At 67.4% G+C, this 23,170-nt stretch carries 23 protein-coding genes; 13 read left to right on the top strand and 10 right to left on the bottom strand.

Going from position 1 to position 23,170, the window contains the following annotated elements; translation table 11 throughout:
• The first annotated feature begins 65 nt into the window (after window positions 1-65).
• Window positions 66-1,025: an NAD(P)H-dependent flavin oxidoreductase gene (locus H162_RS0119825; protein ID WP_020655239.1), complete on the top strand. Its 960-nt coding sequence runs from the start codon at window positions 66-68 to the stop codon at window positions 1,023-1,025.
• Between the two features lie 38 nt (window positions 1,026-1,063).
• Here H162_RS0119825 and H162_RS0119820 read toward each other — a convergent pair whose 3' ends face one another.
• Window positions 1,064-1,648, bottom strand: a complete 585-nt coding sequence (locus H162_RS0119820; protein WP_020655238.1) for a hypoxanthine-guanine phosphoribosyltransferase — start codon at window positions 1,646-1,648, stop codon at window positions 1,064-1,066.
• A 71-nt stretch (window positions 1,649-1,719) separates the two neighbouring features.
• Window positions 1,720-2,073, bottom strand: a complete 354-nt coding sequence (locus H162_RS0119815) for an MmcQ/YjbR family DNA-binding protein (RefSeq protein WP_020655237.1) — start codon at window positions 2,071-2,073, stop codon at window positions 1,720-1,722.
• Window positions 2,074-2,233: 160 nt separating this feature from the next.
• Here H162_RS0119815 and H162_RS0119810 point away from each other — a divergent pair, with 160 nt between their 5' ends.
• The 7 genes from H162_RS0119810 (at window position 2,234) to H162_RS0119780 (ending at window position 7,451) form a co-directional block, all read left to right on the top strand.
• Window positions 2,234-4,033 carry an aminopeptidase P family protein gene (locus H162_RS0119810; protein ID WP_020655236.1) on the top strand — a complete coding sequence of 600 codons (1,800 nt, stop codon included), beginning with the start codon at window positions 2,234-2,236 and terminating at the stop codon, window positions 4,031-4,033.
• On the top strand, window positions 4,033-4,293 hold the full coding sequence (locus tag H162_RS0119805; RefSeq protein WP_020655235.1) for a hypothetical protein: 261 nt from the start codon (window positions 4,033-4,035) through the stop codon (window positions 4,291-4,293). The genes H162_RS0119810 and H162_RS0119805 overlap by 1 nt, the downstream gene beginning before the upstream one ends.
• A 23-nt stretch (window positions 4,294-4,316) precedes the next feature.
• Window positions 4,317-5,063 carry an MgtC/SapB family protein gene (locus H162_RS0119800; protein ID WP_020655234.1) on the top strand — a complete coding sequence of 249 codons (747 nt, stop codon included), beginning with the start codon at window positions 4,317-4,319 and terminating at the stop codon, window positions 5,061-5,063.
• Between the two features lie 39 nt (window positions 5,064-5,102).
• Complete coding sequence (locus tag H162_RS0119795) at window positions 5,103-5,681, top strand: DUF924 family protein (protein ID WP_020655233.1); 579 nt, start codon at window positions 5,103-5,105, stop codon at window positions 5,679-5,681.
• Between the two features lies 1 nt (window position 5,682).
• Window positions 5,683-6,516: a Rossmann-like and DUF2520 domain-containing protein gene (locus tag H162_RS0119790; protein ID WP_020655232.1), complete on the top strand. Its 834-nt coding sequence runs from the start codon at window positions 5,683-5,685 to the stop codon at window positions 6,514-6,516.
• A 63-nt stretch (window positions 6,517-6,579) separates the two neighbouring features.
• Window positions 6,580-6,957, top strand: coding sequence for an MAPEG family protein (locus H162_RS0119785; RefSeq protein ID WP_020655231.1), 378 nt, complete (start codon window positions 6,580-6,582; stop codon window positions 6,955-6,957).
• Window positions 6,958-7,088: 131 nt separating this feature from the next.
• Window positions 7,089-7,451, top strand: coding sequence for a hypothetical protein (locus H162_RS0119780; RefSeq protein ID WP_020655230.1), 363 nt, complete (start codon window positions 7,089-7,091; stop codon window positions 7,449-7,451).
• Here H162_RS0119780 and H162_RS0119775 read toward each other — a convergent pair whose 3' ends face one another.
• Entirely contained in the window at window positions 7,452-8,030 is a 579-nt protein-coding gene (locus H162_RS0119775) for a putative pterin-binding protein (protein WP_020655229.1), read from the bottom strand.
• A gap of 53 nt (window positions 8,031-8,083) precedes the next feature.
• On the opposite strand from H162_RS0119775, the gene H162_RS0119770 reads away from it, so the two are divergent.
• Window positions 8,084-8,686 carry an alpha-ketoglutarate-dependent dioxygenase AlkB family protein gene (locus tag H162_RS0119770; RefSeq protein ID WP_020655228.1) on the top strand — a complete coding sequence of 201 codons (603 nt, stop codon included), beginning with the start codon at window positions 8,084-8,086 and terminating at the stop codon, window positions 8,684-8,686.
• A gap of 174 nt (window positions 8,687-8,860) precedes the next feature.
• Window positions 8,861-9,433 (top strand): outer membrane beta-barrel protein, encoded by a 573-nt coding sequence (locus H162_RS0119765; protein WP_026354861.1) that lies wholly within the window; start codon window positions 8,861-8,863, stop codon window positions 9,431-9,433.
• Window positions 9,434-9,558: 125 nt separating this feature from the next.
• On the opposite strand, the gene H162_RS31340 is transcribed toward H162_RS0119765, so the two are convergent.
• The 3 genes from H162_RS31340 to rarD all read right to left on the bottom strand — a co-directional run bounded on the left by H162_RS31340 (window position 9,559) and on the right by rarD (window position 12,900).
• Window positions 9,559-10,092: an REP-associated tyrosine transposase gene (locus H162_RS31340; RefSeq protein ID WP_229452157.1), complete on the bottom strand. Its 534-nt coding sequence runs from the start codon at window positions 10,090-10,092 to the stop codon at window positions 9,559-9,561.
• 162 nt (window positions 10,093-10,254) lie between these two features.
• The gene (gene ettA, locus H162_RS0119755; protein ID WP_020655225.1) at window positions 10,255-11,922 is read right to left on the bottom strand and encodes an energy-dependent translational throttle protein EttA; all 1,668 of its coding nucleotides are present in this window, start codon (window positions 11,920-11,922) and stop codon (window positions 10,255-10,257) included.
• Between the two features lie 96 nt (window positions 11,923-12,018).
• Window positions 12,019-12,900 carry an EamA family transporter RarD gene (gene rarD / locus H162_RS0119750; protein WP_020655224.1) on the bottom strand — a complete coding sequence of 294 codons (882 nt, stop codon included), beginning with the start codon at window positions 12,898-12,900 and terminating at the stop codon, window positions 12,019-12,021.
• 166 nt (window positions 12,901-13,066) lie between these two features.
• On the opposite strand from rarD, the gene H162_RS0119745 reads away from it, so the two are divergent.
• The 3 genes from H162_RS0119745 (at window position 13,067) to H162_RS0119735 (ending at window position 17,788) form a co-directional block, all read left to right on the top strand.
• Complete coding sequence (locus H162_RS0119745; protein WP_020655223.1) at window positions 13,067-14,944, top strand: potassium transporter Kup; 1,878 nt, start codon at window positions 13,067-13,069, stop codon at window positions 14,942-14,944.
• A 131-nt stretch (window positions 14,945-15,075) separates the two neighbouring features.
• Window positions 15,076-15,525, top strand: a complete 450-nt coding sequence (locus H162_RS0119740) for an FKBP-type peptidyl-prolyl cis-trans isomerase (protein ID WP_020655222.1) — start codon at window positions 15,076-15,078, stop codon at window positions 15,523-15,525.
• Between the two features lie 241 nt (window positions 15,526-15,766).
• A complete protein-coding gene (locus tag H162_RS0119735) occupies window positions 15,767-17,788 on the top strand; it encodes a PEP-CTERM sorting domain-containing protein (RefSeq protein ID WP_051109963.1) in 2,022 nt (673 codons plus the stop codon).
• A gap of 3 nt (window positions 17,789-17,791) precedes the next feature.
• Here H162_RS0119735 and H162_RS0119730 read toward each other — a convergent pair whose 3' ends face one another.
• The 4 genes from H162_RS0119730 to H162_RS0119715 form a co-directional block, all read right to left on the bottom strand.
• Window positions 17,792-18,244: a GNAT family N-acetyltransferase gene (locus H162_RS0119730; RefSeq protein WP_020655220.1), complete on the bottom strand. Its 453-nt coding sequence runs from the start codon at window positions 18,242-18,244 to the stop codon at window positions 17,792-17,794.
• Window positions 18,245-18,298: 54 nt separating this feature from the next.
• Window positions 18,299-19,345: a histone deacetylase family protein gene (locus H162_RS0119725; protein ID WP_020655219.1), complete on the bottom strand. Its 1,047-nt coding sequence runs from the start codon at window positions 19,343-19,345 to the stop codon at window positions 18,299-18,301.
• Window positions 19,346-19,519: 174 nt separating this feature from the next.
• Window positions 19,520-21,115, bottom strand: a complete 1,596-nt coding sequence (gshA, locus tag H162_RS0119720) for a glutamate--cysteine ligase (protein ID WP_020655218.1) — start codon at window positions 21,113-21,115, stop codon at window positions 19,520-19,522.
• A 77-nt stretch (window positions 21,116-21,192) separates the two neighbouring features.
• Complete coding sequence (locus H162_RS0119715) at window positions 21,193-23,100, bottom strand: DUF885 domain-containing protein (protein WP_020655217.1); 1,908 nt, start codon at window positions 23,098-23,100, stop codon at window positions 21,193-21,195.
• Window positions 23,101-23,170: the final 70 nt, after the last annotated feature.

Raw genomic sequence — 23,170 nt, 5'->3', positions numbered from 1 at the left:
TCGTTCTTTTTTCGGGGATATAATGACCGGAGGCTTTCCGATCAATCCGACATGCGAGCTCTTCCATGACCTTGCCACCCGTGCTGCAACACCTGTCCCTTCCCGTCATCGCGTCGCCGATGTTCATCGCCAGCGGCCCCGCGCTGGTGGCGGCCCAGTGCAAGGCCGGCATCGTCGGCTCCTTCCCGGCGCTGAATGCGCGTCCGGCCGAGCTGCTCGACACCTGGCTGACCGAGCTGCAGCGCGAGCTGGCCGACTACCAGGCCGCCCATCCGGATGCCAGGGTCGGCCCGATCGCTGTGAACCAGATCGTGCACCAGTCGAACGACCGCCTGGCGCATGACGTCGAGGTCTGCGTCAGGCACCAGGTGCCGATCATCATCTCGTCGCTGCGCGCGCCGCCGCGGGAAATGCTGGACGCGGTGCACGCCTACGGCGGCATCGTGCTGCACGACGTGGTCTCGATCCGCCATGCCCAGAAGGCGCTGGAGGCCGGCGTCGACGGCCTGATCCTGGTCGCGGCGGGCGCCGGCGGCCACGCGGGGGCGCTGTCGCCGTTCGCGCTGGTGGGCGAGGTGCGCAAGTTCTTCGATGGCCCGCTGGCGCTGTCCGGATCGATCGCGACCGGCGACGCGATCCTGGCGGCGCAGGCGATGGGGGCGGACTTCGCGTACATCGGCTCGCGCTGGCTGGCGACCAGGGAGTCGAATGTCTCGGACGACTACCGCGAGGCGATCGTCACCTCGAACGCGGCGGACGTGGTGTACACCAACCTGTTCACCGGGGTGCACGGCAACTACCTGAAGAAGTCGATCGTCGCCGCGGGACTGGATCCGGAGAACCTGCCGGAATCGGACAAGAGCAAGATGAGCTTCGGGTCGGGCAGCGCCAAGGCGTGGCGCGATATCTGGGGCGCGGGGCAGGGCGTGGGCCTGATGGACGACGTGCCGAGCGTGGCGGAGATGGTGGAGAGGCTGAAGAGGGAGTATGCGGCGGCGCGGGCGAGGTTGTCGCTCGGGGCGTAGGCATGCAGTTCGTAGGATGGGCGGGGGACCCGCCCATCCTACACCGCCGGCTTCAGGTCTTCCTGGCGCAAGATCCACAAGCCCGGGAGGTTGCGCCAGTACCCGTACACATCCATCCCGAACCCCACCACGAACTCGTTCGGCAGGGTCAGCCCCACCAGGTCGGCCTGGATCGGCTTGGTGCGCTTCAGGTCCTTGTCCGCGAACACGGCGATGATCACCTCGGCCGCGCCCATGTCGAGCAGGCGCTGCTTCACGTGGGCCAGGGTCTCGCCTTCGTCGAGGATGTCGTCGACCACCACGATCGTGCGGCCGGCCACGTTCTGGCGCGGGATCACCTTCCACACGATCTGGCCGCCACGGTCTTCGTCGCCGTAGCGGCTCACGTGGATGTAGTCGAATTCGAGGGGAAAGTCGAGTTGCGGCAGCAGGTGGCCGGTGAACACCACCGCGCCTCCCATCACGCCCAGCAGCAGCGGGAAGGCTGCTTCGCCAGGCTTGCCAAAACGTTCGTTCAGCTGGGCTGCGACACGCCGCACCGCCGCCTGGACTTCCTCCGGGCTGACGATCTGTTTGGCGTTCGCAAGCAGCGCGCGGGCGCGCTCGTCGTGGAATTCTTGCATGGTCGCTCAGGTCAGTTGGATTGCCAGGGCATTATGCTCCATCCCGGGGCAACATGGCGTTCCCGTTGGAATCAGGCCACGTCGAGGATCTCGCGCTGCAGCTTGCGGGTCAGCCTGGCGAACACCAGTTCATACGAACGGCGCAGCAGGGCCGCCAGCTCCGCGTCGGCCATGTCCGCGCCGGCGGTGACGTACACCCATTTCGCGCGCGCCAGGTAAGGCGCCGGAATGATGCCGGGACGGTCGGTCAGCTCCAGGAAGCGCTCGTCCTCCGCCTTCAGGCTGAAGCCTTCCGAGGGAAGCGCCGCATTGGTCACCGCGAACATCTTGCCGCCCACCGAGAACACGGCGTCGTGCTCCCATTTCAGGTCCTCGGTCGCGCCGGGAAAGCCGCGGCACAGCGCTTTTGCTGCTTCGAAATCCATGTCTGTCTCCTGTGCTCCGTGTCTGGTCACGGCCGCCATCTTAGCGCGACCGGTTCTTCCTGATGTATTTTTGATGTCGTTATGCAATGATCCTTCACGCCACACAAAGGGATTGCGGCGTATCATACGTAGCTGGAAAACAAAATCGAATCACCGAGCCATGTCCATCATCGCCACCCGCCTTGCCCACCTGCGCGCCGCCATGGAGCGCCACGGAATCGACGCCTGCATCGTGCCGTCGAGCGACCCCCACCTGTCGGAATACCTGCCCGGCCACTGGAAGGGCCGCGAGTGGCTGTCCGGCTTCACCGGCTCGGTCGGCACCTTCATCGCGACCGCCGATTTCGCCGGTGTCTGGACCGATGGCCGCTACTGGACCCAGGCCGAGACCGAACTGGCCGGCACCGGCATCGCACTGATGAAGATCCCCGGCGTGGCGAGCCAGGTGCACATCGACTGGCTGGCCGCCAACCTGCCCGCGGGCCGCACGGTGGCGGTCGACGCGCGCGTGCTGGGACTGGCCGGCGCGCGCCTGCTGTCCGACGCGCTCAATGCGCGCGACATCGCGCTGCGCACCGACATCGACCTGCTCGACGACGTCTGGAGCGACCGTCCGGCGCTCCCGGCCGACCCCGTGTTCGAGCACCTGCCGCCGTACGCCACGCTGGCGCGCGCCGACAAGCTGGCCGCCACCCGCGCCGCGATGGCCGCGCTGGGCGCCGACCATCACTTCATCTCGACCCTGGACGACATCGCCTACCTGTTCAACCTGCGCGGCGCCGACGTCAGCTTCAACCCGGTCTTCCTGGCGCATGCGCTGGTCGGCCCGCAGCGCGCGATGCTGTTCGTCGGCGAGGGCAAGGTCCCGGCCGACGCAAGGGCGCGCCTGGAAGCCGACGGCGTCGACCTGGCGCCGTATGCCGGCGCCTCCGAGGCGCTGGCCTCGCTGCCGCAGGGTGCGACCCTGCTGGTCGACCCGCGCCGCATCACGGCCGGCATGCGCGCAGCAGTGCGCGACGACGTGCGCGTGGTCGAGGCGATCAACCCGACCACCTACGCCAAGTCGCGCAAGCTGGATGCGGAAGCGGCCAACGTGCGCGCCGCCATGGAGCAGGACGGCGCCGCGCTGTGCGAATTCTTCTCCTGGCTGGAGCCGCGCCTGCTCGACGCCAGGCGCACGCCGCTCGATGAAGTCGACATCGACACCCACATCACCGCCGCGCGTGCGCGGCGCCCGGACTTCATCAGCCCGAGCTTCTCGACCATCGCCGGCTTCAATGCGAACGGCGCGATCATGCACTACCGCGCCGCGCCCGAATCCTGCGCCGACATCGAAGGCGACGGCCTGCTGCTGATCGACTCCGGCGGCCAGTACCTGGGCGGCACCACCGACATCACCCGCGTGATCCCGGTCGGCACGCCGTCCGATGCGCAGAAGCGCGACACCACCCTGGTGCTCAAGGGCCTGATCAACCTGTCGTCCACGCGCTTCCCGCGCGGCACCCGCTCCCCGATGCTGGATGCGATCGCGCGCGCGCCGATCTGGGCCGCCGGCATCGACTACGGCCACGGCACCGGCCATGGCGTCGGCTACTTCCTGAACGTCCACGAAGGACCGCAGTCCATTTCGCCGTCGACGCCGCCCGATCCGCACACCGCCATGGAGCCGGGCATGATCACCTCGATCGAACCGGGCATCTACCGGCCGGGCCGCTGGGGCATCCGGATCGAGAACCTGGTGCTCAACCGTCCGCACGAGAGCACCGAGTTCGGCGAGTACCTGGCCTTCGAGACCCTGACCCTGTGCCCGATCGACACGCGCTGCATCGACCTGTCGCTGCTGCGCCCGGACGAGATCGCGTGGCTGAACGACTATCATGCGACCGTGCGCGCGCGCCTGGCGCCGCACGTGAGCGGCGCGGCGCGCGACTGGCTGATGCTGCGCACGGAGGCGATCTGATGGCCGGCGCGCGTTCCACCCGCGCCAGCGCGGCGGTCGAGCGGCTGAAGAAGCGCACCGGGAACGCCGCCTATTCCATGGCGCGCACCGGCGACGGCCTGTTCTTCCTGTCCGAGTCGCCCGGCGCTCCGCCGCTGTGCGCCCCGCTCGAACTCGACGACTTCGTGGCCTTCGTCGACAAGCTCGGCCCGCAGGCCGAGAAACGCGTCAGCAAGTATGACGTGGCGTTCGAGAAGCAGCTGGTGAGGAAGAAGCCCTGATCCGCAACACCTGAGAAAGCTGCATGGACTATTACGAACTGTTATCCGCCTACTGGTCGGAGCGCGAGATATACACCAATGCCCTGATCCTGGCGCACCTGCTCGGGGCGCTGGCGCTCGGCCTGCTGGTGGGCTACGAGCGCGCCTACCACGGGCGCGCGGCCGGCATGCGCACCTATGGCCTGGTGTGCATGGCCTCGGCGGCGCTGACCATCCTGGCCGGCTATCCCGATTTCTGGTACGGCGGCGGCCATTCCGGCGTGCTGGCGCCGGTCGATCCGACCCGCATCGTCCAGGGCGTGGTGACCGGCATCGGCTTCCTCGGCGCCGGCGTGATCATGCGCGACGGCTTCAACATCAGCGGCCTGACCACGGCGGCGTCGATCTGGGCCTCGTCGGCGATCGGCATCCTGGTCGGGGTGGGCTTCTACCTGGCCGCGATGGGACTGGCCTTCTTCTCGTGCATGATCATGATCTACCTGAACCGGATCGAGACCTTCCTGCCGTCGCGCCATGCGGTGGCGGTGCGGCTGCGCTTCAAGCCCAAGTACATGCCGAGCGAGGACGGGCTGCGCGAGGCGGCCCTGGAGCGCGGCTACGAGATCGCCGGCAGCTCGCTCACCATCAGCAGCGAGGACGGACGCCAGGAATGGCGCTTCGTGGCGCTGGCGCTGGCGCGCCAGAGCGGGGCGCCGCTGGCCGCATTGGCCGAGGAACTGACCGCCTTCGAGGGTGTGGAAGACTTCCAGCTGTCCCACGCCCGCAACTGACCATAACAATAACCATCCCTACCAAAACCGGAACACTCCATGGAAGCACAAGACGTACTCGATTTCTGGTTCCTGCCGCGTACCAGTGAAGGCTATGGACAACAGCGCGGTGAATGGTGGCGCAAGGACGACAGGTTCGACGCCCTCATCCGCGAGCGCTTCGGCGCCACCATCGCCCAGGCGGTGGCGGGCGGCCTGCGCGAGTGGGACGCCATCGGCCCGCACGGCGTGCTCGCGCGCATCATCGTGCTCGACCAGTTCACCCGCAACGCGCACCGCGATACGCCCGAGGCCTTTGCGGGCGATACGCTGGCGCTGGCCGGCGCGCGCAAGCTGGTCGAATCCGGCGCCCACCTGGAACTCTCGCCGGTCGAGCGCTCCTTCGCCTACATGCCGTTCGAGCACGCCGAGGACGCCCGCATGCAGGAGCAGGCGGTGGAACTGTTCACCGAACTGGCCGCCGGCCATCCCGGCTTCGAGAGCATGCTCGATTACGCGCACCGCCACCGCGGCGTGATCGCGCGCTTCGGCCGCTTCCCGCACCGTAACGCGATCCTCGGCCGCGCTTCCACGCCGGAGGAACTGGAATTCCTGTCCAGGCCCGGTTCCGGCTTCTGACGTGTCCCCGGTCCTGAACCTGGCCGGCGCCGGCCATGTCGGGCGCGTGCTGGGACGGCTGTTCGCCGCAAGCCGCGCCTTTGCCGTGCAGGACGTGCTGACCCGCTCGCACGACAGCGCGCAGGCTGCCGCCGCCTTCATCGGCGCGGGCCGGGCCTGCATCGACCCGGCCGCGCTGCGCCCGGCGCAGGCGTGGATGCTGGCGGTGAACGACGACCAGATCGCGCCGGTGTGCGCGGCGCTGGCGCAGGCCCACGACCTGCGCGGCGCGGTGGTGTTCCATTGCAGCGGCGCCAAGGCTTCAGACGAGCTGGCGCCGGCCAGGGATGCCGGCGCGCTGGTGGCGAGCGTGCATCCGGTGCGCAGCTTCGCCGACCCCGAGGCGGTGGCGCGCGATTTCGCCGGCACCTTCTGCGGCATCGAGGGCGACGCCGGCGCGCTGGCCCTGCTCGGGCCCGCGTTCGAGGCGATCGGCGCGCGCCTGGTTCCGATCGACCCGGCCGCCAAGACGGTCTACCACGCGGCGGCCGTGTTCGCGTCGAACTACCTGGTCACGGTGCTGGACGCCGCCCTGCGCGCCTACGTCGCCGCCGGCGTGCCGGAAGACGTGGCGCGCGAACTGGCGCGGCCGCTCGCCACCGAGACCCTGGCCAACGTGTTCCGCCTCGGCCCGGCGGCGGCGCTGAGCGGGCCGGTGGCGCGCGGCGACTTCGCGACCGTGGCGCGCCAGCAGCAGGCCCTGGGCCACTGGGACGCGCCCACCGGCAGCCTGTACGAGGCGCTGGTGGCCCCGACCGCGGACCTGGCAAGGCGCAAGCGCGAGCAGCAAGGCTGATACCAGGCTTGTGATGGGCTGGATGCAGCTACAATGCCTCTTTTTTTACTCTCCGAAACCATCATGATCCTGTCCGCCTGGGCCACGCTGGCCGTACTGGGCGTCTATTTCTGGACCTGGGCCAACGCGGCCCGCGCCCGCGCGCGCTACGACGTGCCCGCGCCGTCGATGGACGGTCCCGAAGGCTTCCTGCGCAGCCAGCGGGTGCAGATGAACACGCTGGAACAGCTGCCGCTGGTGCTGGTGCCCCTGTGGCTGTGCGCGCTGTACCTGGGCGACCCGTGGGCCGCCGCGGGCGGCATGCTGTGGTGCGCCAGCCGGGTGCTGTATGCGCTCGGCTATTACCGCGATCCGGCCAAGCGCGAAGCCGGCTTCGTCCTGGGCATGCTGGCCTGCGCCGCCCTGATCGGCGGGACCGTGCTCGGGCTGGTACTGCGCTAACGCCAAGAAAGTGCATTTAGAGATCGACAAAGTTACCGTATGGCAATAAGCTAGGGTATTTACACGACTAAAGCACCCGCGCGCCAGCCACACCTGGTGCTTGCCGACGCGGGACGGCGAAGGAGATCAGCATGTTGTTTCTGAAGAGCACCGCAGTGACCAAGGCCCCAGGGATCTACGAAGTCGACATCGCCGCCAAGCCGCCCGGCAAGACCTTCGGCGTCTTCCTGGCGACCGATCCCGACAACCCGCCGCAGGCGCTGCTGGCCGGGCTGGCCGAGCTGGGTTTCCGCAATACTCACCAGCAGAGCTATATCCACAAGGACAAAGGCAAGGTGCTCGACCTGCACTTCCACAAGGACGGCAGCGACCTGTTCGCCGGCTGGAAGGCGGAGGAATGCAGCGTCAACCTGGCCGCGATCGACACCCTGTTCGGGAATGTCGGCATCAAGGTGGCGCCGCGCGTGATGAGCCTGGCCGAAGCCTATGCCTGATCAGGTCTGGACGTCGATGTGGTAGAGCGCCCAGGGGCAGGCCCCGAAGCGTTCCCTGACCGGGCGGGCCGCCATCTCGGGCACCCGGTCGGCGTCGTAGACCGCCCATAGCGGCCCCAGGCCGCCCAGCGGCATCGGCTTGCCGTCCAGGTGGGTCGCCACGATGAGATTCCAGGCGCGCAGCTGGCGCATCTCGACCGCGGCGGCATACCCGTCGACCGCGCGCAGCAGCACCCTGGCCGTGTCCTTCGGCCGCGCACCGGCCTGTGCCAGCACCTCGTCCAGCAGCGGGCCGCGCAGGACGTGCACCTTGCCGTCGTATTCCAGGGTCGGGCGGATCGTGCGCGCGGGCAGGGCGGCCAGCGCGCCGAAGTCCATCGCCCAGGCGCGCGAAAAGGCCAGCTTCTGCTTGTGCATCATCTGGTCGAGCGCCGGGTCGAGCGCTCCGCGGTTGCTGCGGCCGATCGCGCCGGTCATGGTCAACAGCGCCGGGCCCGACAGGGCCGCAGGAGCGGGAGCGGCGAAGACCGGCGCGGCGCCGGCGAGCGCGGCCGCGCCGAGGAAATGGCGTTTGTCCATGCGAGAATGTCCTTCCGGTGGAAAGCCGCCATCATAGCTTTGAAACTTGCACCATGGATTTATTTAGCTCAGGCGCAAGCCTGACGCCGCTCCCCATCGACGATGGCGAACTCGCCTGGCTCGCACAACTGCCGCTGCCCTGGACCAATGCCGACGTGCTGGCCCGCCTGATCGCCGAGACGCCCTGGCGCGAAGAGACGGTGGTGGTCTACGGCAAGCGCCACCTGCAACCGCGCCTGAGCGCCTGGTATGGCGATGCCGCCTACCGCTACTCGGGACTGACGCTCGCGCCGGCGCCGTTCACGCCCCTGTTGCAGGCGCTCCGCGCCGCGGTGGAGGACGTCACCGGCCACGACTACAACAGCGTGTTGCTGAATTACTACCGTAACGGGTGCGACAGCATGGGCATGCACAGCGACGACGAACCGGAACTGGGGCCGGCGCCGGTCATCGCATCGCTCAGCTTCGGCGCCGAGCGTGTGTTCATCCTCAGACACAAGCGCAGTAAGCAGACAATCCGACTACCCCTTTCGGGGGGCAATTTATTGGTGATGAGTGGTTTTATGCAGCAAAATTGGTTGCATGGCATCAATAAAACAACAAAATCGCTAGAACCCCGCGTGAACCTAACTTTCAGGAAGATCCTTTCAACCTGAATCTTTTTACGCTATCGTGCACGCATTTTATCTAACCGGCTGGTCATTAACTTACATCTGCTTACAGTTTTTACGGAATAGGCACGGATTTGAAGTTTCGCGAGTGCTATCTTGGCCACATCGCGATTCATTGGGAATCGCGAACCAGGTAACAAGAAAGAAAAGGATTCCGAGATGAAAAAACTTATCGTTGCACTGATCGCGTCCGCTGCTGCCATGTCGGCAGCTCAAGCACAACAAGATACTCCGCGCGCCTACGTGGGTGCTGGCGTCAACTTCGCCGACCACGAGAGCCGCGCTCCGGGTGCCACCAATGTCGACGCCGATGGCTACAAGGCCGGCGGCAAGCTCTTCGGTGGTTACGAATTCAACCGTACTTGGGGTGTGGAGCTCGGTTACAACGACTTCCGCGGTGCGGACGTGAATTTCACCCGCAACGGCGTGCGCGGCAACGGTGAGGCGAAAGGTCATGCGGTCTACCTTGCCGGCAAGGCGAGCATGCCGCTGAACGATCAGTTCGTTGCCTACGCCAAGCTGGGCATTACCCGCACCAAGAACGAACTGGAAACCGTGAACGCCTTCGTCAACCGTAGCGAGAGCAAGACCGAAGGCTACGGCGCGCTGGGCCTGCAGTACAACATCAACCAGAACGTGTCGGTGATCGCCGAGTACGAACGTTATGGCAAGAGCAAGGACTGGGGCGTGAAGCCGGACGCCTTCACCATCGGCGCGAAGTACAGCTTCTAAGCCGAGCGTGTTGCAACAGAAGAGGCCCTGCGGGGCCTTTTCTGTTTTTGGGCGATCGTTATCGGCACCGATGCCGATGATCTCACTGTTAACGATCACCGCGTGGGCGGGAAGACCAGCCCACCCTACAGGCTGGCCAGGCCCAGCTCCTGCGGCCTGGCCACCCACGGCGGCACCACCAGCTCGGCGTCAGGTTCCCTGTGCCCGGCCGACAGGAAACGGTGCAGCGACGACCACGGCCACTGGCCGGGCGCCTCGCAATGGCCGTGGCGTACCGCGTCGGTGTGGACGTAGTCGACCAGCGCGGCATAGTCGGCATCGTCGCCGACGCGGAAATGGCGGTAGTGGCGTTCCCACACCGCGCCGTCGCTCGAATCGGGCACGCCGGCCTTGCGCAGCGCTTTCGAAAACGCGATCTTGACCGCGCGCCAGCGGCTCGAGCAGTCGTGGTCTCCCGGCGGCAGGGTCCAGATCGTGTGCGCATGGTTGGGCAGCACCACCCAGGCATCGAGGTGGAAGGGCTTGCGCACGCGCGCCAGCCGCATGGCTTCCCCGAACGCCGAGATATGCTCGGTCAGCAGGGCGCTGCCACGGTCGATCAGGCGCACAGTGAAAAAAAACGTCCCGCCCGGGACGCGGTTGTCGCGGTAGTCTGTCATGGGTTCGATCAGCATTTCCGCAGCCACCAGAGGCCGGAGCAGAGATGAGCGTATTGATAGCCTAGTCGGCAATGATTCTACACACGAATGATTCTCATGCGCGCCCGTTTCCGCCAATAAAGAAAGCCCACCGAGGCGGGCTTTCTTTTACGAAACAAATGCTCAGGCCGTCAGTGGCTTGTAGCGGATGCGCTTCGGCTTCGCGCCTTCTTCGCCCAGGCGCTTCTTCTTGTCGGCTTCGTATTCCTGGTAGTTACCGTTGAAGAAGGTGACTTGCGAGTCGCCTTCGAAGGCCAGGATGTGGGTCGCGATGCGGTCCAGGAACCAGCGGTCGTGCGAGATGACCATCACGCTGCCGGCGAATTCCAGCAGGGCGTCTTCCAGCGCGCGCAGGGTTTCCACGTCGAGGTCGTTCGACGGTTCGTCCAGCAGCAGCACGTTGCCGCCCTTGAGCAGGGTCTTGGCCAGGTGCAGGCGGCCGCGTTCGCCGCCCGACAGGTTGCCGACCAGCTTCTGCTGGTCCGCGCCCTTGAAGTTGAAGCGGCCCAGGTAGGCGCGCGACGGCATGTCGAAGCGGCCGACGGTCAGCATGTCGGCGCCGCCGGTGACGTCCTCGAACACCGACTTGCTGTTGCCCAGCTCGTCGCGGCTCTGGTCGACCAGCGAGATATTCGCGGTCTTGCCGAGCACGACCTCGCCGCTGTCCGGCTGTTCCTTGCCCGCGATCATCTTGAACAGGGTCGACTTGCCGGCGCCGTTCGGGCCGATGATGCCGACGATCGCGCCCGGCGGCACGGTGAATGACAGGTTGTCGATCAGCAGGCGGTCGCCGAAGGCCTTCGAGACGTTCTTGAACTCGATGACTTCATTGCCCAGGCGCTCGGCGACCGGGATGAAGATTTCCTGGGTCTCGTTGCGCTTCTGGTATTCGAATTCGGACAGTTCGTTGAAGCGGGCCAGGCGGGCCTTCGACTTGGCCTGGCGCGCCTTCGGATTCTGGCGCGACCACTCGAGTTCCTTGGCCAGCGCCTTCTGGCGCGCCGATTCGGTCGCTTCTTCCTGCTTCAGGCGGGCCTGCTTCTGGTCCAGCCAGGAACTGTAGTTGCCCTTCCACGGGATGCCGTGGCCGCGGTCCAGTTCGAGGATCCACTCGGCGGCGTTGTCGAGGAAGTAGCGGTCGTGGGTGATGCCCACCACGGTGCCCGGGAAGCGCAGCAGGAACTGCTCCAGCCACTCGACCGATTCGGCGTCCAGGTGGTTGGTCGGCTCGTCCAGCAGCAGCATGTCGGGCTTCGACAGCAGCAGCTTGCACAGCGCCACGCGGCGCTTTTCACCGCCCGACAGCACGGCGATCTTCGCGTCCCACGGCGGCAGGCGCAGCGCGTCGGCGGCCATTTCCAGCTGCAGGTTCAGGTTGCCGCCGTCGGAGGCGGAGATGATCGATTCCAGGCGTTCCTGCTCCTTGGCCAGCGCGTCGAAGTCGGCGTCCTCGTCGGCGTAGGCGGCGTATACTGCTTCCAGCTTGGCTTGCGCCTCGAAGGCTTCGCCGAGGCCGGATTCGACTTCCTGGCGCACGGTTTTTTCGGGGTCGAGCTGCGGTTCCTGCGGCAGGTAGCCGATGTTCAGGCCCGGCATCGGGCGCGCTTCGCCCTGGATGTCGGTGTCGATGCCCGCCATGATCTTCAGCAGGGTGGACTTGCCCGAGCCGTTCAGGCCCAGCACGCCGATCTTCGCGCCCGGGAAGAACGACAGCGAGATGTCTTTCAGGATCTGGCGTTTTGGCGGGACGATTTTGCCCACGCGGTTCATGGTATAGACGTAATTGGCCATGCTTTACTCTGGTGTTATTTAAGGTGCACAGGATACGACAGAACCCAAGGCCGGACACAGGATTTCTTGTTTCTCCTGTATCGCGGCTGCGGGCCGTCAGGTTTTCTGGGGCGCCGGGACGCGCTTGAGCAGGCCTTCGCCCGCAAACAGCGCGAGCGCGGCCCAGATCATCGCGAAGCCGACCAGGCGGTCCGCGCTGAAGGCTTCCTGGAACAACAGCACGCCCAGCAGGAACTGCATGGTCGGCGACAGGTATTGCAGCAGCCCGAGGATGGACAGCGGGATCTGGCGCGCGCCGCTGGCGAACAGCAGCAGCGGGATCGCCGTGATCGGCCCGGCCGCGATCAGGAGCCAGCGCGTCGTGTCGGAGGGGGTGGTCAGGAACATGTTCTCGCCGTGCAGGGTCAGCCAGCCGATGTAGCCGGCCGCGACCGGGAACAGCACCATGGTCTCGAACGACAGGCCTTCCAGCGCGCCGAGCGCGGCGGTCTTGCGCAGCAGGCCGTAGCCGCCGAACGAGGCCGCCAGGAACAGCGCGATCCAGGGCACCGTGCCGGACTGCCAGGTCAGCCAGGCCACGCCCAGCGCCGCCAGCCCGATCGCGCCCCACTGCGCCGGGCGCATGCGCTCCTTGAGCAGCAGGAAGCCGAACATGATGTTCACCAGGGGATTGATGAAGTAGCCCAGGCTGGCCTCGATCACGTGGCCGTTGTTGACCGCCCAGATATACGCCAGCCAATTGGCGCTGAGCAGGAAGGCCGAGGCCACGAAGCTGAAGAACACGCGCGGCTGGCGCACCTGGTTCAGCCACTTCCACTGGCGGCGCAGCGCCAGCACGATCAGGAGGAAGCCGAGCGACCACAGCATGCGGTGGGCCAGGATCTGCAGCGCCGGCACTTCGCCGATCGCGTGGAAATAAATAGGAAACAGGCCCCAGCACAGGAATGCCAGGGCGGCGGAAACGATACCGGAGCGCATGGGGGGAAGCGGGACGAATGCAGGGATGACATTATCCCCGAATTGGTGCAACTCTGCCGGCGCTCCCCCTTTTTGCGCAGGTGTATGATGCCAGACGAAATCTTCTTGCAATTTTCTTGTCGATATCCTATGGTGCGCCGCACCAGAACAGAAGAATGGTGCAATCTTGAAGTCTGAAAACAAGAAAAGCAGCCTGGCCGCGCTGACCCTGGCCGCGGTCGGCATCGTCTACGGCGATATCGGAACCAGCCCCCTCTATACGCTACGCGCGATCTTCGATGACACGCATGGCCTGACGCTGACCACCCCCAACATCCTCGGCGTCATTTCGCTGATTTTCTGGAGCCTGACGGTCATCGTCTCGCTCAAGTACGTGACCCTGGTGCTGCGCGCCGATAACAAGGGCGAGGGCGGCATCATGGCCCTGATGGCGCTGGCCACCACCTCGGTGACCAGGCACTCGGCCTGGCATTTCCCGCTGCTCGTGATCGGGGTGCTGGGCGCCACCATGTTCTATGGCGACAGCGTGATCACGCCGGCGATCTCGGTGCTGGGCGCGATCGAGGGCCTGGAAGTGGCCGCGCCCGGCATGTCGCACTACGTGGTGCCGCTGGCCGTCGTGGTGCTGGTCCTGCTCTACAGCGTGCAGCGCCATGGCACCGCCGGCATCGGCCGCTTCTTCGGCCCGATCATGCTGGTGTGGTTCATCGCCCTGGCCGTGATGGGCATCATCAACATCGTCGAGGCGCCGGTGATCCTGCAGGCGCTGAATCCCTGGCACGCGCTGCATTTCATGCTCGAAAACGAGTTTCTCGCCTTCGTGGCGCTGGGCGCGGTGGTGCTGGCGGTGACCGGCGCCGAGGCCCTGTACGCCGACATGGGCCACTTCGGCCGCAAGCCGATCCGCATGGCCTGGTTCGCGATCGCCTTCCCGGCGCTGGCGCTGAACTACCTGGGCCAGGGCGGCCTCCTGATCACCCGGCCGGACGCGGTGGAAAACCCGTTCTTCCACCAGCTCGGCACCTGGAGCGTGATTCCGCTGGTGATCCTGTCGACGATGGCGGCGGTGATCGCCTCGCAGGCGACGATCTCGGGCACCTATTCGATGACCAAGCAGGCCATCGCGCTGGGCCTGCTGCCGCGCATGCGCGTCATGCACACCTCGGAGAGCCAGATCGGCCAGATCTACATCCCGGCGGTGAACTGGCTGCAGCTGGCCGTGGTCCTGATGGCGGTGGTCGGCTTCGGTTCTTCCGACGAGCTGGCCGGCGCCTACGGCATCGCGGTGACCGCGACCATGATGGCGACCACCATCCTGACCTTCTTCGTCACGCGCTACCGCTGGAACCTGCCGCTGGCCGTGTGCCTGGGCGCGACCTCCTTCTTCCTGCTGATCGACATCATCCTGTTCTCGTCGACCACGCTCAAGCTGTTCCACGGCGGCTGGTTCCCGCTGCTGCTGGGCACGGTCCTGCTGACCCTGATGCTGACCTGGAAGCGCGGCCGCGAGCTGGTCTTCGACAACCTGCAAAAGCATGCGATCCCGCTGGAAGCCTTCATGGAATCGCTGTTCGTGGGGCCGCCGACGCGCGTGCCCGGGACCGCGGTCTTCCTGCGCGGCGAGAGCGACGGCGTGCCGCATGCGCTGCTGCACAACCTGCTGCACAACAAGGTGCTGCACGAGCGCGTCGTGTTCCTGACGGTGCACATCCGCGAGGAACCGTGGGTGCCGCTGGACGACCAGGCCCAGGTCGTCGCGCTGGGCCATAATTGTTTCCAGTTAAATATCCGCTACGGCTTCAAGGACGAGCCGGACATCCCGGATGTGCTGAGCCGCTGCGCCGAAGAGGACTTGCCGTTCGAGATGATGGAAACCTCGTTCTTCATCGCGCGCCAGACCGTGATCTCGGCGCCGGGCGGCGGCATGTCGCCATGGCGCGAGCAGCTGTTCGTGATGATGTCGCGCAATGCGCGCGGCGCCGCCGACTATTACCAGATCCCGACCAACCGCGTCATCGAGCTGGGCACGCAGATCGAGATCTGAGAGCCCAGGCGGAGATGTCCATACAATACATATGGGATACAAATTCCGGACAGTTTGATGTTGTTGATCAGGTAAGGTGAGAAGTTTCCTATTGCAAAGTTTCTTTGCCACCTCTCCCTTAAGGACCGTCCATGAAGCTGAAGTATCCCGTGATCGCCGCCTTCGCCGCCGTGCTCGCCCTGACCGCCTGCGGCGGCGGCGGTGACGGCGCAGGCCCCGCCAAACCGACCATCCCCGTCAGCAGCCCGGCCGCGCTGACCAAGACCGACAACGTGGTCGGCAGCGGCGCCGAAGCGGTGACCGGCAAGACCGTCACCGTGACCTACACGCTGTGGCTGTACAGCGAGTCGGCGGCCGACAAGAAGGGCGGCGCCAGCCTGCAATCGGGCTCCTTCCCGTTCAAGCTGGGTACCGGCTACGTCATCGCGGGCTTCGAGCAGGGCGTGCTGGGCATGAAGGTGGGCGGCAAGCGCACCGTCCTGATTCCGGCCAACCTGGCCTACGGCGCGCAAGGCCAGGCCCCCCACATCCCGCCGAACTCGGGCCTGGTGTACGAAATCACCCTGGACAAGGTCGAGTAAGCCGACCGCATCCTCGTCGCGCACCGCCGGCCCTGGCCGCGCGGTGCGGCGCCCCCGCCGCCATCCATCCCGCTGTCCTCCCTGCCGACCGGCCCTTGCGCGCGCCGCCGCCTGCCTTTGATGTCGCGCAGGATGGCCCTACCCGCTCTGGGACATTGTTGAGATTCCGCTAACAAGCCGGATACCTCTTATGTCCTTACGCAAACATTTCCTAAGTATATTGTTGCTTCAGGTATTGAGCATGCCGCTGGTAGCGCTGGCTGCGCCTCTCTACCGGATGACGCTGCTGCCTGGCGACTTCCATGCGTCCGCCCTCAACAACGCCGGGCAGGTGGTCGGCACCGCGCGGGGCGGCGCCGCGATCTGGTCGCGCACCGCCACCATCTACCTGGGCGGCCTGCTGCCCGGCAGCGAAGGGCTGGCCATCAACAGCCGCGGGGCCATCGCCGGCCGCGTCGGCGCCAGCGCCTTCATGTATGCCGACGGCGCGGTCTCCACCTTCGGCCTGCCGGGCTTTGGCAGCTGGGCCGCCGGCATCAACGATGCGGGCCAGGTGGCCGGCACCACGCGCCGGGATACCGGCGAATTCCGCGCCTTTGTCCGCGACGGCGCGAGCTTGACCGAACTGGGCACCTTCGGCGGCTTGCTCAGTTTCGCCACGGCGATCAACGCCAGCGGCCATGTGGCAGGCTTCGCCAGCGTCCCGTCGGGGAACTTCGAGGATCCCGATCGCTACGCGTCGGTGTACCGCGACGGCCGCCAGGTCAACCTGGGTTCGCTTGGCGGACGCATCAGCGAAGCCAGCGACATCAACGACGCCGGCTTCGTCGCCGGCTGGTCGGAACTGGCCGACGGCTCCGAGCGGCCCTTCCTGTACTCGCCGCTCGACGGGCGCATGATCGACCTCGGCTCGCTGGGCGGACTGTCCGGCCGCGCGAATGCCGTCAACGGCGACGGGACGGTGGTCGGGCTGTCGGCCGTCGCCGGCGGCGGGGGCTTCGACTACCGCGCCTTCGTGGCGGGCGCGGGCCGGATGAGCGACCTGAACCAGCTGGTGGCGGCGCTGGACGACTGGCGCCTGGTGAGCGCGACCGACATCAACGATGCCGGGCAGATCCTGGCCCAGGCCTGTCGCGCCGGGCTGGACGAATGCCGCCCGGTGCGGCTCGATCTGGTTGCCGAATTGCCCGAACCGGGCACCTGGGCGCTGCTGGGCGCCGGGCTGGCGCTGCTCCTGTGGCGCCACCGGCGCCGCGCCGCCTGGCTGGCGGCCGCGCCGCTGCTGGCCGCGCCGCTGGCGCCGGCCGCAGCCGCCGCAAGCTCGTATACGGCCGTCTTCGTTCCCGCCGGTTTCAACGCCATGGCGATCAACCGGCATGGCCACCTCGGCGGCAGCCATAACGGCAGCGCGGCGCGCTGGGATGGCCGGACAGTGACCGACAACGCGGCGCTGGCGCCGGGCTCGTTCGGGCTGGCGATCAACGGCCATGGCCATCTCGCCGGCGGCTGGGCGGGCGATGCCTATGCCTTCGGCCCGTTCGGGCTGCGCAATGCCAGCCGCCAGGTGCTGATGGCCTTCAGCTTCGCGGTGGCGATCAACGATGCGGGCGGGGTCGCGGGCAGCGCCCTGTGGGGCGTCGGCGAACGCGGGAACGGCTTCGTCCTTGCCAATGGCGTGACGCGCATGATCCCGAGCTTCGGCGGCGACTGGAGCAGCGCCAGCGCCATCAACCGCCACGGCCACGTGGCCGGCAGCGCCGCGCTCGAAGACGATTCGATCGGCGCCGCGCACCACCATGCCTTCGTCTACCGCGACAAGAGCATGCTGGACCTCGGCACGCTCGGCGGCCGGAACAGCGCCGCCTACGACATCGACGACGCGGGGCGGGTGGTCGGCGATTCCCAGACTGGCGTCACCGATCCCGTTTTCGGTCCGGAGCTCCATCCTTTCCTCTACGAGAACGGGAGCATGCGCGACCTCGGCACCCTGGGCGGCAGGGACGGCCGGGCCTGGGCCATCAACAACGCCGGCGTGGTGGTGGGCGAATCCAGCCTCGGCGCACCCGATAATCCGCAGCTGCGCGCCTTCGTGCTGGAGACCCGCGGCAGCCCGGGTCCGATGCGCGACCTGAACGACTTGAGCGCGATGCCGGAAGGATGGGTGCTGGCGATGGCGCGCGACATCAACGACGCCGGCCAGGTGCTGGCGCTGGCCTGCAGCCTGGAGGACTGCCTGCACGTGCGGCTCGACCCCCAGCCTTGAGGCTCAGCGCAGCATGTCGACGTGCATGATGCCGTCTTCGTCGTAGGGGGCGGAGACGGTCCGGAAGCCGAAGCTTTGATAAAACGCTTCCAGGTACTGCTGCGCGCCGATACGGATGCGGTGGCCCGGGTACAGGCGCTCGGCGCAGGCGATGCCCTGTTCCAGCAGGGCGCGTCCCGCGCCGGTGCCGCGCGCGGCCGGGGTCGTGATCACGCGCCCGAGCGACATCTCGTCGTACTTGGCGCCCGGCGCCAGCACCCGCAGGTAGGCGGCCAGCTCGCGCCTGCCGTCGACGCTGCGCCAGCCGAGCAGGTGGTGGGCGTCGAGGTCGTAGCCGTCGATGTCCGGGTACAGGCAGGCCTGTTCGAGGATGAAGACGGCCTGGCGCTGGGCCAGGACTTCGTACAGGTCCTTGTTGGACAGGTCGGAAAAGCGGGAGAACTGCCAGTCGATCATGATGGTGTGATGGTGAAGTGGATTGCAGGTGTTGCCCGGCGCTGCGCCGGCGGTTCATTCCGTGGCGGTTTCGAAGCCTTCGAGCACGTTGACGGTATGGATGCCCAGCTCCGGGGCCAGGTCGCCGCCCTCGAAGATGAAGGCGGTCGGCAGCCCCAGGTGGGCGATGCGTTCGCCGATGCGCAGGAAGTCGCCGCCTTGCAGGCCGAAGCGCGCGGCCGGACCGGCCGCGAAGGTGTCCACGCCCAGCGACACCACCAGCGCCTGCGGCCGGAACATGGCCAGCTTGACGCAGGCGGTCTCGAGGGCGGTGAACCACTGCGCGGCGCTGCTGCCGGCCGGCAGCGGCAGGTTCATGTTGTAGCCGAGGCCGGCGCCGGCGCCGGTTTCGTCGGCATGCCCGAGGTAGAACGGGTAGTCGGTGCGCGGGTCGCCATGGATCGAGACGAACAGCACGTCGCTGCGGCCGTAGAAGATGCTCTGGGTGCCGTTGCCGTGGTGGTAGTCGAGGTCGAGGATGGCGATGCGCTGCAGGCCGTCGTCGAGCAGGTGCTGGGCCGCCAGCGCCGCGTTGTTCAGGAAGCAGGAACCGCCGAAGAAGTCCGCGCCCGCATGGTGGCCGGGCGGGCGCGTCAGCGCGAAGCTGCCGCGCTCGCCGAGGCGCAGCGCATGGGCCGCGTTGACGGCGCAGTCGGCGCCGGTCTTGGCCGCGATCCAGGTGCCGCTCGTGAGCGGCGTGCCGCAGTCCATCGAATACAGGCCCAGGCGGGCGCAGAAGTTCTCGGGCTCGACATCGGCGCGCAGGCTGCGCACCGGCCACACGGCGGGGAAGGCGTCCTTGCCGGCGTTGGCCGGGTCGAGCGCGATCCATTCGCTCCAGGCGTTGCGCAGGAAATGCAGGTAGCGCGGGCTGTGCACGCGCTCGAGCGAGACCAGGGACACGCCATGCGGCGTCACGATGCGGCCGAGGCCGCGCCGTTCGAATTCCGCCAGCACCAGGCCGACCCGCTCGGGCTTTTCCGAACACGGCACCAGTTCGCCGCGGAAGATCTCGGCGCGGCCGTCGTGCTGGGCGTGGTGTTCGTTGTAAAAGGTGAGCAAGCGGGCCTCGCGGCTAGTGGGTCACTTGGCAACGGGCGTGGCCAATAAAAGTGATGGATTTTTGCGCCAGGCTAGGCGCAAACCGCAGCGCTAGCTGGCTATCGCGAGGATTTGCAACAACGCCTGGCGCAAAAAGACGCGCTTTTATGCCACGATCTGTTGTCAAGTGACCCACTAGTGATTGCCGCACAGTGTACTGCTGTTATACGCGGCGACGAAATCGTCGAAGCTGCCGGTGTCGGTCGCTTCGATCCTGTCCTGTTCGGCCAGCGAGGCCGCCGCCAGCTCGTCGAACAGCGCTTCCTCGGCCGGCATCAGCGGGCTGTCGCGGAAGCTTGCCGCATGCAGTTCGCTCTGGCGCAAGCCGAACGCCGCGACCGAACCCAGGGCGCGCACCTCCTCCAGTACGCGCGCCGACGGCGTCAGGGCCGGATCCTCGATCTTGGCCTTCTGCAGCCCCAGCGAGGCCGCATGCACGCCATGCTCGTTGTGCTGCTCGTCCAGCAGCGCCGCCACCGGGCGGATGCGCTCGATCAGCTCCAGCGCCCATTCCCTGAGCGGCACTTCCTGGCCGTCGCGGGTCAGGGTCAGGTCCGGACGGCGGCCTTCCTTCACCGTGCGCGCGAAGTTGCGCGCGTGAATCTCGCCCTCGTGGGCGCTGATCAATGGGCTGTCCTCGAGCGCGCAGAACATCAGGAAGGCGTCGAGGAAGCGGCCGGTGTCGAGCGCGATGCCGATCGGCTCGAACGGATCGACGTCGAGGCAGCGCACCTCGATGTACTGCACGCCGCGGTTGCACAGCGCCTGCACCGGGCGCTCGCCGGTGCGGATCACGCGCTTCGGACGGATGGTCGAATAGTATTCGTTCTCGATCTGCAGCACATTGGTCGACAGCTGGATCCACTCGCCATCCTTCTTGGTGCCGATCTTCTGGTAGGGCTCGTAGGGGCGGTTCACCGCGTCCATCAGGCTCGTGACATAGCTCTCCAGGCTGTTCTCGTGCGGGCGCAGGCCGGACTGGGCGTCGTTCTGGTAGCCCAGGTCGCTCATCCGCAGGCTGGTCGCGTACGGCAGGTAGAGCGTGTCATCGGACAGGGTTTCCAGCTGGTGCGGACGGCCGCGCAGGAAGCTGGTCGTCAGGGCCGGGGTGGCGCCGAACAGGTACATCAGGAGCCAGGCATGGCGGCGGAAGTTGCGGATGGTCGCGATATAGCTCTCGGACTGGAAGTCGCGCAGCGCGTGGCGGCGCTCCTCGGCGATCCCTTCGTCGGCGGCGAACAGCTGCCACATCTTTTCCGGCAGCGAGTAGTTGTAGTGGATGCCGGCGATGCACTGCATCGCCTTGCCGTAGCGCAGGGCCAGGCCGCGGCGGTACACATGCTTGAGCATGCCGATGTTCGAGTTGCCGTACCAGGCGATCTCGATCTCTTCCTCGGACGGCAATTCGCCCGGCATCGAGACGCCCCACAGCATCTCGTCGCCCAGCTTCGAATAGGCATGGCGGTGGATCGCGTCGAGCCGGTGCAGCGCCAGGCCGATGTCGTGTTCGGCCGGCGTGATGAATTCCATCAGCGTTTCGGCATAGTCGGTCGTGATCTGGGGATGCGTCAGTGCCGAACCCAGCGCCACCGGATGGGGCGTGCGGGCCAGGTGCCCCTGCTTGTCCACGCGCAGGGTTTCGCGTTCGATGCCACGCAGTCCCTGGCCCAGCAGGGCGCGGTGTTCGTCGTCGTCGAGCAGGGCCAGGCGGCGGTTCAGTTGGTTCGACACGGGTGTTTCCTTTCTTATACCACTTATTCAGTGGTGCAGAGAGTAACCGAAAAATGGCAACTGCGCCGAAGCTCTCCTCATTCCTGGCTGGCTGCGGTGGCGGGGATCGAGGCCGGCGCCGGGACCGGAGCCGGAGCCGGGACGGGCGCCGGGGCGGGAACGGGCGCCGCAGCGGGAACGGGCGCCGGGGCGGGAACGGGGGCTGGAGCATGGACGGGCGCGGGAGCCGCAATGGAAGCCGATGCAGGGCGGGTCTCGGCCTCGATCCAGCGCTCCACCTGGCGCTCGAGTTCGGGCAGCGGCAGGGCGCCGCCGGCCAGCATGGCGTCGTGGAAGCGGCGCAGGTCGAAGCGTTCGCCGAGCGCCGCGCGCGCCCTGTCGCGCAGCGCCAGCATGCGCAGCTGGCCGATCTTGTAGCCCAGCGCCTGGGCCGGCCGGGCGATGTAGCGGTCGACCTCGGCCTCGTTGTCGGCCGGCGGGTTGGCCGTGTTCGCGTTCAGGTAGTCGATGGCCTGCTGGCGCGACCAGCCGAGCGCATGGATGCCGGTGTCGACCACCAGCCGCGCCGCACGGAACATGCTTTCGTTGAGGTGGCCGAACAGCGAGAACGGGTCCTGGAAAAAGCCCAGTTCCGGTCCCAGCCCCTCGGCATAGGTGGCCCAGCCTTCGCCGAACGCGCCCACCCAGCCGTAGCGGCGGAACGGCGGCAGGTCGAGCTCCTGGGCGCGCGCCACCTGCAGGTGGTGGCCCGGCACCGCCTCGTGCAGGGCCACGGTGTCGACCTGCCAGATCGGACGCGCCGCCAGCTCGGCCACGTTGACGACCAGGGCGGCGCTGCGCTGCTCGCTGCCGGCTTCGTAATAGGCGGCCGGCTGGCCCGCGCCGGCGTCCACGGCCATCGGCTTGACCGCGATGCCGGCGGCGGGAACGGTGGCGACGACCTTGTCCAGCCTGGCCTCGGCGCGCGCGACGGCGCGGCGGTAGCGCGCCAGCAGGGCGTCGGCGGAGGCAGGGAACAGGCGCCGGTCGGTGCGCGCGAACACCAGGAACCTGGCGACGTCGCCGCGGAAGCCGGTGCGCGGCAGCAGGGCCTTGATCTCGGCGCGCAGGCGCGCGACTTCCTTCAGTCCGAGCGCGTGGACATCGAGCGGCGACAGTTCGGTCGTGGTGGCGCTGCGCACCAGGAAGGCGTAGTAGGCGGCGCCGTTCGGCAGGCTGGACAAGCCGATGCTGTCGCGCGCCGCCGGCAGGTATTCGCTGCGCAGGAAGTCTTCCAGCCGGCGCAGGGCCGGGGCCACGCCGCTGTTCAGGGCGAGCGTGCCGGCCTCCAGCAGCCCGTCGCGCGCCTCGGGCGGAATCGTCGCCGGGATGCGCCGCAGCGGCGCGCCCAGCGGACCGTCCAGCAGGCCCACGCGCAGGGCGCGCAGGGCGTCCGGCACCGGCCGCAGCGCGGCCTTCGGCACCGTCCAGCCGGCGCGCATCCCGGCGCGCATCTGCTCGATGATGCCGTCCACATGGGCGGGCAGGGCCAGCAGGCGGGCGATCCAGGTGCGGTAGTCTCCTTCGGTGGCGAACTGCATCTGCGCCACCAGCCGCGGCAGCCGCACGTGCAGGCCGTCCCAGGCGCTCAGGGGCAGGGGATCGAAGGGCATGAAGGCGGCGGCCGCCAGCTCGCGCTCCTTGTCGGCCACGAACAGGTCGTAGGACAGCAGCACCTGGCCGTCGAGCCGCTCGCGTTCGATCGCGCGCGCCGCGTCGAGCATTTGGCGTTCGTGTTCGATGGCGTTGGCGCGGGCCGCCAGCGTGGTGTCGCACAGGAAGGCGTCATGCCGGTAGTCGCCCAGCGCCGTGGCGCGTTCGGGGTGGCGGCGCAACTGCCATTGCCAGTCGCGCTCGAACAGCTTGCCCGCCTGCTCGGCCGCCGTGTCGGCGGCGCCGCAGACCAGGGGCGCGAGCAGGACGAGGGAAGTGAACAGTTTGCGCATGCAGGCTCCGGATGTGGGGCTGGGAATTGTAACAAGCACGCATGGAAGGGCGCGCAATGCTTGGTTTTAG

Origin of the sequence: Massilia niastensis DSM 21313, from assembly GCF_000382345.1 — a bacterium.
Lineage (GTDB): Bacteria > Pseudomonadota > Gammaproteobacteria > Burkholderiales > Burkholderiaceae_D > Telluria > Telluria niastensis.
Note: the sequence above shows the minus strand (reverse complement) of the source record. Positions and strands in the feature narration are given on the sequence as shown.